General features: G+C 54.4%; 7 protein-coding genes and 1 rRNA gene. 4 read left to right on the plus strand and 4 right to left on the minus strand.

From position 1 onward, the window contains the following. Window positions 1-59 precede the first annotated feature (59 nt). Window positions 60-1,181, minus strand: coding sequence for a hypothetical protein (locus tag OSO_RS0130545; protein WP_157605542.1), 1,122 nt, complete (start codon window positions 1,179-1,181; stop codon window positions 60-62). Beyond that, window positions 1,178-1,708, minus strand: coding sequence for a sigma-70 family RNA polymerase sigma factor (locus OSO_RS0130550; protein ID WP_010586731.1), 531 nt, complete (start codon window positions 1,706-1,708; stop codon window positions 1,178-1,180). The genes OSO_RS0130545 and OSO_RS0130550 overlap by 4 nt, the downstream gene beginning before the upstream one ends. A 682-nt stretch (window positions 1,709-2,390) precedes the next feature. On the opposite strand from OSO_RS0130550, the gene OSO_RS0130560 reads away from it, so the two are divergent. The 4 genes from OSO_RS0130560 to OSO_RS0130575 all read left to right on the plus strand — a co-directional run bounded on the left by OSO_RS0130560 (window position 2,391) and on the right by OSO_RS0130575 (window position 7,402). Beyond that, the gene (locus OSO_RS0130560) at window positions 2,391-2,987 is read left to right on the plus strand and encodes a redoxin domain-containing protein (protein ID WP_010586733.1); all 597 of its coding nucleotides are present in this window, start codon (window positions 2,391-2,393) and stop codon (window positions 2,985-2,987) included. A gap of 11 nt (window positions 2,988-2,998) precedes the next feature. Beyond that, a complete protein-coding gene (locus OSO_RS0130565) occupies window positions 2,999-4,480 on the plus strand; it encodes a hypothetical protein (RefSeq protein WP_010586734.1) in 1,482 nt (493 codons plus the stop codon). Between the two features lie 331 nt (window positions 4,481-4,811). Further along, complete coding sequence (locus tag OSO_RS0130570) at window positions 4,812-5,189, plus strand: BlaI/MecI/CopY family transcriptional regulator (protein ID WP_010586735.1); 378 nt, start codon at window positions 4,812-4,814, stop codon at window positions 5,187-5,189. Continuing rightward, window positions 5,186-7,402 (plus strand): M56 family metallopeptidase, encoded by a 2,217-nt coding sequence (locus OSO_RS0130575; RefSeq protein ID WP_010586736.1) that lies wholly within the window; start codon window positions 5,186-5,188, stop codon window positions 7,400-7,402. Before OSO_RS0130570 ends, OSO_RS0130575 begins: the two co-directional genes overlap by 4 nt. A 133-nt stretch (window positions 7,403-7,535) precedes the next feature. Here the strand turns inward: OSO_RS0130575 and OSO_RS0130580 are convergent, their stop codons facing one another. Together OSO_RS0130580 and rrf are read right to left on the minus strand one after the other, a co-directional pair. Further along, window positions 7,536-8,525 (minus strand): M28 family peptidase, encoded by a 990-nt coding sequence (locus OSO_RS0130580; protein ID WP_157605543.1) that lies wholly within the window; start codon window positions 8,523-8,525, stop codon window positions 7,536-7,538. A 520-nt stretch (window positions 8,526-9,045) separates the two neighbouring features. Then, window positions 9,046-9,155: ribosomal RNA gene (rrf, locus tag OSO_RS0130590) — 5S ribosomal RNA — on the minus strand. Window positions 9,156-9,191 lie beyond the last annotated feature (36 nt).

Below are 9,191 nucleotides of genomic sequence, written 5' to 3' on the forward strand. Positions count from 1 at the left end.
CCTTCCCTTCCTCCAATTCTAACGGATGAGGTGTCGGATCGTATACGAATTTGCCCGGATCACTTCGAACTTCGAAGATGCTGAATATGCCGATCACCGGCATAGTGTGTGTAATCGTACACCTCTTCACCGGAAGGGGATTTGTCGGTCAAATCCAACTCAACTCTCTCTGGAACCAGACCTTTGGCATCGGCTGGCCATTGAAGAATCAACCGATGGACAACGCCCGATTGGGGATCGGCCCACAAATCGATCTGTGCCGGCGCAAACCCGAACCGTGCCCAGTTCGACAACCGGCGATGCGCCACCAAGTGGCTGAACGTGCCCGCGTGTTCAGTGAGTTTCTCGGCAGGCAGGTGCGTTAAATCATAATGTGCACGCATCCGTTTCAACGCAGTCGTGATCTGCAGGAACGGCATATCCGCACCTGATTTTTGCGTCCATTCCGGTAAGACGGAGTCTGTATCACCCACCAACACCGGCCCCAACCGCGGAACGAACCAGACTTCATGACCGTTGCCACCAATCACCAATTTCCCGCCCAATGGCCCCTGCTCTTCAAACACAAACTTCTTGCCACCGCAAACGGTCAACTGAGCCTGACGCGGCGCATGCTCGTCATCACGCCGTGTGATCATCACCTGATAGACGCGGTCGTTGCCATCGATCGCAGCGGCCGCCAGCGCTCGTTCGAACATCGCATCGGCAGATTGTCGCTGCCACGGCCACCAGAGAATCAGAACGGTTGCCAGCGTCGCGATGACGGCCACCGATGACCACCAGCGACGATGACTCCGCGAATTCCATCGACGCTCTGAAATCGATGGCGTGTCGCTGGACGCAGGCTCGTCAGTTTTGACACGCTCGCTCGCTATACGGACGGACTGCGACAAAGATTTCGGGCTCGCCGCGGCATTCACGGACAGTTCTGCCCCCAGACGCGTCAGCACCGAATGAATCGCCGCTTTCGTCGCGTCGGCCGGTTTTTGTGACTGTTCGAGCATGGCATCAAGCCACTGAAGATCGACGAGTCGCTCACGTTCTTTCTCCGAGAACGGTTGTTCGATCTCTGTGAAAGAAGCTCCGTCATCGATCAAGCGACTGGCCAATCGATCCAAGTCCGAAACCGGCAACAGGACGTCATCATCATCGGGATATCGAGAATTCGTTGAGTCCATCATTTCGTTCCCACCGAAGCAAGCTTTCCCGTCAGGCACTCTAACAACATTATGCGAGCCCGCTGAAGACGCTTCTTGACGGCTTCCGAATTCAGCTTGAGATGCTGCGTGATCGAAACCGGCTTCATCTCTTCCTGATAGCGCAACTCGATGGTTTGGCGATACGCTTCGGGAAGATTCCGAATGCAATCTCGCAGCGCTTCGAGCTTTTCGTCGAACGTATCGCCATTCAACCGCTGAACCTGACTCATCCTGCGATCGAGCTGCTCAAGCACTTGTTCGTCACAGAGCCTTGGTTGGCTGGCTGACTTTCGCCTCCAAGCCAGAATCAACTTGCCCGCAATGCCGCGTAACCACGGACCAAACGGCCGTTCGCGATCAAACCGCTCGATGGTTCGCCAGGCGGTCAACATGGTTTCTTGAAATAGGTCATCAACGGTGACTGGATCACGCACCACTGTGCGCAAGTAAACCATCAGCATGTCGGCATGCTCGCGGACAAGAATCTCAAAGAACTGATCAGCCTCCATCGACAACCTTTCGGCAGAAATCGGCAATATCCTGGCCCGCGCGTGCCATTCGAAAACCTCGCGATCAACGTCTCACAATTTCATGGAGAGTCAGAACAACATCCCGAGCACAACTCATTGTCGCAGCAGAGAAGAACGGGGACAGACCCCAGCAATTTTGTGTCACAAATCGGCCCCAACGGCAGATCGACGAGTTGAACCAAACGCCATCACGTCGCGACAAATCTCGGTTGACACCTTTGAGTTACGAACCAACCCCTTCGTAGTTCGAAGTATTTCGCAGGCACTTCTCCCTCTCCGCGCCCTCCCGTTCGTCGTGGTGGATCTTCTTTATCTGGCACAAGAGTTTCACTACGAAGATCCAGAGGACACAGAGACGTTTGTGCAACGCTGTCGGATCATCAATTTCCGTAGGACCGATACCAGCCATTCAGAACGCGGAACATCTTTGTGAATCAACACCTGGGTTCGCTTGAGGAAACTGCGATGTGATCCCCAGCCAGAAAAACCACCTTTGCGGATGACAGCGTGTAAGTCACGCAAACCCGAAAAATCGGTCAAGTCTGTCCCTGATTGGCTTCAGACCGACAATCGTTCTTTGCTGGACAATCGAAACCATCACTCAAGGGTGGGCATATCAACGAACCGCGAATTCGATTCGTGAACAAAGAAGGAGAAACGCATGAAGCCCTACATGATTCGATTCCTCCTGTGTCTTTTGTCATTCCTGGTGCCAGCCTTTGCAGAATCGACAACCGATCGATTCCAAGTTACAGACGTTGATGGCAAAGTCAGGACACTGCAGTCCTCTGAACAGAAGGCGACGGTCCTTTTTTTCATCCTGCCAGACTGCCCGATTTCGAATGCCTATGCACCCGAGATCAAACGGATCGCGGCCGAGTATGCACAGCGAAACACGGAATCATGGATTGTTTACGTCGATCCGGATCTTTCCATCGACGCAGCTCGAAAGCATGCGAAGGACTACGGACTGAACGGCCCGTTGATCGTCAACGACGCGCTGCCGTTGGCATCAAAAGTCGGTGCGACAGTGGCCCCCGAAGTCGCCGTACTTGGACCTGAGGGACAACGCTTGTACCTCGGTCGGATCGATAACCTTTACGCCGACTATGGCAAACGTAAGACGAACGCATCGCAACGAGACTTGCGCGACGCATTGAATGCGATCCTGCAAGGCAAACCCGCGCCACACGAGACAACGAAGGCGATCGGGTGCTTTATTTCCAAGCCATTCCACAAAGCCAACGCGGCCGAATAGGACTGAATATCATGCGAACCAAGACCATCGTTGCACAGGCAGCTTACTGCCTGATTGCACTAACATGCGCCTCGTTCTCACAGGCGGCAGACATCACGTTCTCGAAAGACATCGCACCGATCATTTTTCAAAACTGCACGATCTGTCACCGGCCGGATGAAGCGGCCCCCTTCAGCCTGCAAAACTATGCCGACGTGCAGAAGCGTGGCGAGCTGATCACCCAAGTCGTCGGTGATCGCAGCATGCCCCCCTGGAAAGCAGGGCACGGCGACTATGCCTTTCGAGATGAACGGCGTCTTACCAACGAACAGATTGCATTGATTCAGTCGTGGGTCAAACAAGGCATGCCGGAAGGCAACCGGGCGGACCTTCCAGCCATGCCGCAGTTCACACCCGGCTGGATTCTCGGCGAGCCGGATTTGGTCGTGTCGATGAAAGAGGCTTTTCCAGTTCCCGCCGAGGGCGCAGACATCTATCGCAATTTCGTGATCCCACTGAATCTGACCTCGGAGCACTGGGTGCGCGCCATCGACTTCCGTCCTAGCGCGCGTTCGGTCGTTCATCACTCGCTCTTCTTCTTCGACGCCTCGGGTAAAGCACGAAAACTGGAGGAGGAAGATTCGCTGCCGGGATTCAAGGGAGGCATGGGAGCCATCATGCGTTTGCGCGGGGGCCCCCCCGGTGGCGCGATGCTCATCGACGACCAAGGGGACATCGACAAAGGTGAAAATCGACTTCGCGGACCGGCCAATCGACGTGGTGCCGCGGCTGACGGCGCTTCGTTTGGACCTCTCGGCGGCTGGGCACTGGGTGCCATGCCACGCGCCCTTCCCGACGGCTTGGCATTTCGACTGCCAGCGGGGTCCGATCTGATTCTATCGACGCACTTTCATCCCTCGGGGAAAGCCGAAGAAGAAAGCTCCACCATTGGAATGTATTTCTCGAAGGAACCAACGACCCGCAAGTTCACGGGACTGCAGCTTCCGCCCGCGTTCGGAGCCTTCAAAGGGATTGATATTCCCGCAGGACAGAAAGAATACGTGATCGAAGATTCGTTTGAACTGCCGATTGCTGTTGAAGCGTTTGGTGCAGGCGCTCACGCACACTACCTGGGAAAGTCCATGACACTTTCAGCGACCTTGCCGAATGGAGAAACCAAGATCCTGCTGACGATTCCCGATTGGGATTTTGCCTGGCAGGGGCAGTATCAATTCCAAGAGTATGTGTCACTTCCCAAAGGCACACGCCTGCACTCGCGGATCACCTACGACAACTCCGCCGACAATCCTCGCAATCCAACCGATCCCCCGGTCCGCGTTCGCTTCGGCGAAGAATCCACTGATGAAATGGGCAGCATGACGTTGTTTGTCGTGGCCGCGACAGAGGGTGAAATCCCTCAACTGATCGCCTCATATCAAGAATTTGTCCGCAAATCCTTTAGCCAGTTTCCCCTGTTGAAACTGCTGCAAACACGCAGAGTCCGCACAAAATAGGTGTTCCATCCCAATCCTTGGACCGCTCGCACTTGTGAACCAAAGGTCCAGTCCGCCTCCCAGCCCACCCCAGCCCACAGGAGGCAAAAGAACTCTGTCGAGTTGGGCTACAGTCATCCCGCGCATCGTTCAGGTCTGAACGACGAACCAGCCGGTTCCGCTTCGATCATCGATCTGGTGGCCACCTTGCAGAAGTCCGAATCAAGACTCGGGTACGGCACTCAAAGCGGCACTGCCCGCCGTTGCATATTAGCTCCTTCGTGACAGTCCGTCTTGACGTCGATTACAAATGTAATTAATTACGTGTGTAATCGTTTTCAGGAGAACGTTGATGACGCATGTTTCGATTTCCGAGGCCGAATGGCAGGTCATGAATGTGGTCTGGGATCGTCAGCCGTTGACGGCGCAGGACGTCATCGCCTTGCTCTCGGATCAAGCGGATTGGGCCCCGTCCACAATCAAGTCGATGCTTCATCGCCTAGTGAAGAAAGAGGTCCTGACCTACGAATTACAGGGAAATCGTTACGTTTATCGTTCGCGAGTCCCTCGTTCAGATTGCGTGCGGAACGCAAGTCGATCATTTCTGGACCGTGTGTTCGGAGGTGAATCGAGTTCGCTGCTCGCTCATTTTCTGCGTCGGGCGAAGTTGTCCGCGGACGAGATCGCACAACTGCGTCAAATCCTTGATGAACAGGAAGGCCGCCAATGAATGGATTCTGGCAGACGGCACAAGGTGTTCAAACCACCTCGCAAGAGATCTTTCTGAGTGCTGAAACGTGGATTCAGTTGCTCTTGATGGCCAGTGCGAGTGCAACCGTGCTGGCGGTAGCTGTGGGGATGATCAACCTGGTGTTCCGGCGCTGGTTGTCATCTCGACAACTCAGCCTGATGTGGGGAATCGTGATGATCCGGCTCCTCATGCCGTTCGCCCCACCCTCCACTTGGAGCCTGCTGAATTTGTTGCAGGCCGATGAAGTCGTTCAAATTCAACAGGTCGAAATAGCACCAGAGCCGCGTCGCTTTTTCGGCTCCGCCGAGAATGCCGAATTGGACGTCGTGAGATCCCAGGCCGCGACTGCCGCCCCGGCTCAATCCGAGTTGGCATCTGCCGACATGTCGATCGAGAGCTCTGTCTTTCAGTTGGACTTCGTCGTTTACCTGATCTTCTGGAGCGGCATGGCCATTGGTTTCGTGCAGTTCGCTCGTTCGATCATCATCCACATTCGGTTCTGTCGTCGAGTGAGTTCTGTTCCCGACTGCAGTGATCGGCGGATCACAACTCTTTGGACGGAGTGTTGTCGGCAGGCACGCGTTCTGGCGCTTCCCGTCAAATTAACAGACGATCTCGTTCAGCCCGCCATTCTGGGAGCCATCAATCCTTGCCTGATCGTGCCTCAGTCGATTCTCAATTTAAGCGACACGCAGCTGCGGATGGTGATGTTTCACGAGTTAGGACACGTTCGCGCCTGGGACGTGACCATGAACTGGATCATGCTGGGAATTCGCAGCCTTTACTGGTGGAATCCCCTCTATTGGATTGCCGCAAGTCGAATGGAGCGGTTGCGTGAACAGGCATGTGATGCGTATGCCATTCGCATGATCGAAGGTCAGCCAGTCCGTGACTATGGTGAATTGCTGTTAATGTTGGCCCAGCAATACGAAATGCCATCATCCTGGCGCGTGAGGTTGCCAGCATCGATTCTGGGTCTTTTCAAGAACTTTTTCCGTAGGCGAACGGTTGAGAATCGATTGAGAGCATTACGGTTTGCAGGACGGAAGCCCACTTCGGTGCGGCATCTGGGCGGGATCACGGCGCTCGGTCTACTGGCGATCTGCGGCCTGACCGACGCGTCGATCAAGGTTCCGAAAAAAGCCCCAGTCCCGCTGCCGGGATACGAGTTTGATATGGAATCCGAATGGTACGCGCCGCACTCTGGGTGGTGCCTCGATCAAAACGGCGTTCCATCTGAAGGGGCAACCGTTGTCCGACAGTACAACCTCGCACAGGCGATTAAACAGTGCGCAAAGTATGCAGGAAACCTCGAAAATGCGCAGCGGGAACTGCAACTGATGCTCATCTTCCGGGTGCGTGGAAGCACAGGGCGATACGACTCCCTGCCCCAGGATTGGACACGTGAACGAATAAAATTTGAGGGTGACACCGTCACAGTCGAGGCCCCAATCCTGGTTCAGGAAGACCTCGCTTGGGAAATTGCTGCCTGGGAACGCAATGCGGCTAACCCGCAAATCTGCATGAGATTGACGTTCATTGGAGACGACACCCGTCTGGATGCGGTCGCAGGTCTGACTTGGCGCACGCTCGATTCGTTTTCTGTCGGCAGTGACGGATCAATCATTTCGGAAACAACCTCGGGATCACCGACGATCCAGACGAAATCACCACCGGATTTGAATCTTCCCATTCGTGTCAGCACATTGACCACGGCGCAGGTTGAGCAACTCCGAAACCAACCAGGCGACACATGGAATGGCCCGTGCATCACCGGATTCAATGGCCAACGCTGTCGCCTCTTCGCCGGTAGCCAACGTCCTTTTGTGACGGGAATCGGCCTGAAAGCAGATGATTCGAGACAACCGAAAATCGCATTGATCGATGAAGGCTTTCATTTCAGTTGTCGATCGACAGAGTTCAATGATCATGATCATCTGAAAATGGAAGTGACAATGGGCATGACCCAGATCGTCGATGTCAAAACCGCATCGACGCTCATCCATGGATCGCCAGCGATGATTCAAGTTCCCAGCATGAAACACTGGCATATGGATGTCGATGCCAATTTGCAGAACGACGAGTCGCTACTCATCGGTTGCATTCCGCAATTCAATGAGGGACGTTCATTCTACGTGCTGTTGACGAAGAATAAATTTCGCGAAGAGCAGAGTTCCGAACATGACAAATGAAGCTATTTCAGACTGACCACTGCAGCTCGTTCAAAACAGGGATACTCCATCACACTGAGGCCTTCCAGTTGTTCTGAACGGAGCGGGCAAGACCGGTTCGCGCTTCGGCTCGCTCAACTAAACGGTGAACGGACTAGCCACCACTTGGATTGATCAGTTCGGTGATGACCTTTTCGAGACCGGTCACCACGCGTGCCATGCGATCGTAGTCGAGTTTGTCCGGTGTGTCGGTAGCTTTGTGATAATGCGGGTACCGGAATGGGGCGGTGTCCGTAACCATCACACCCGGATATCCAAATTTCCAGAACGCCCACTGGTCTGACCAGCCGACTCCTTCCATGTCACCCGGCAATGATGTGGCTTCTGACGGAAACTGAGCATGCTTTCGAAAACTGGAAAGCACCCGGTGGACGAGTGGGCCTGATTCAATGTTCCCTACGAAGCCAATGAAGTTGCCCGTCCTGGGAAACACAGCCCCCAAGGGAAATGGGTACTGCTGACTGCCTTCCTCATCGGAGTAGTACCCGATCGTTTCGAGACTCAGCACCGCCTCGATATTTTCTCGCCGCTCTTTGCAACGACGCGCATAAACGACCGAACCCATTGAATCCGTTTGAAACATCGGCGGCTCTTCGTTCACGCAAAACAGTAGACGGAGCGTCCGCTTGGGCTCACACTTCGCGAATCGCTTTGCCAAATCGACCAACGCCGCGGTACCAGAACCATTGTCATTCGCCCCCGGACACCGAAAGACGCTGTCGTAATGCGCGGTGACAATCACAATTTCCTTGGAAAGCGTACTGCCAACTCGCTCAAAGATCAGATTGTCACAGACCTGCCCGTCAACCTCGTAGGACTGACGTTCGATTTCATAGCCACAATCTTTGAGCGAGCCTTCGATCCAATCCGCGGCGCCCTTGAGACTTCCATACCGGCGCAGATTTCGTTCGCCGATTTCCGTCGCCAATTTCTCAACGGACTTCCGTAACGACGAGGACAGTTCCACCTCCGCGGGGCTCATTTCAGGCAACACACCCTGAAACCCTTCGCCAGCCAGACGAATGACGGCGGATCTTCCTAGTTGATTTTTCTGATCCTCGTCCGAAAACGCGGAGTCAGACATTGTCACCTGGACGGAAAGAGCTATCCCAAACAAAAATGAGACACGACACGGCATCCTCAACAAAATTCTTCGCATCGCAATCTCCAGAAAAGAGATCGATCAGAGACCCGAGCACCGCAAAAAGCTCTTGGCCCCAGCAGGGTTTTACGCCAGCTCACAATTTTTGAGAACAGAAAATCAGACGGAGAGAGGCGCGGCGCCAATATGACAACCCCCTCAAACCATCCTCGTCCCCAACGTCCCGCCACATTGAGGAATGAGAAACGCGCCGGAGCGAGACATTCGGCACACCGAGTTGCGTTCGCTCTACGGATTACGGCCATCAGCCGCGTGGTATCCGAAGACACAGCGCGCTTCCCAGCAAGAGATCAATGAGCGAACGCTTCTCGGCTCGCCAGACTGCCCTGCTCCTCTCACGACCGATCGTGGAGACAGTACTCAACGCAACTGGGATTCAACGAAATCAGCACCCAAAGAAAAAACAAACCCTCCACTTTTGGTGGAGGGTCGTTTTTAAAATGCCCGGCAATAACCTACTTTCACGCTTGTAGGCACTATCATCGGCTGCATGAGCTTAACGGTCGTGTTCGGAATGGGAACGTGTGTTTCCTCAGGCATATGGTCACCGGGCTTTTATCGTCGTGACGCAAGCGTCACGTAACTCTT

Origin of the sequence: Schlesneria paludicola DSM 18645, assembly GCF_000255655.1 — a bacterium.
Taxonomy (GTDB): domain Bacteria; phylum Planctomycetota; class Planctomycetia; order Planctomycetales; family Planctomycetaceae; genus Schlesneria; species Schlesneria paludicola.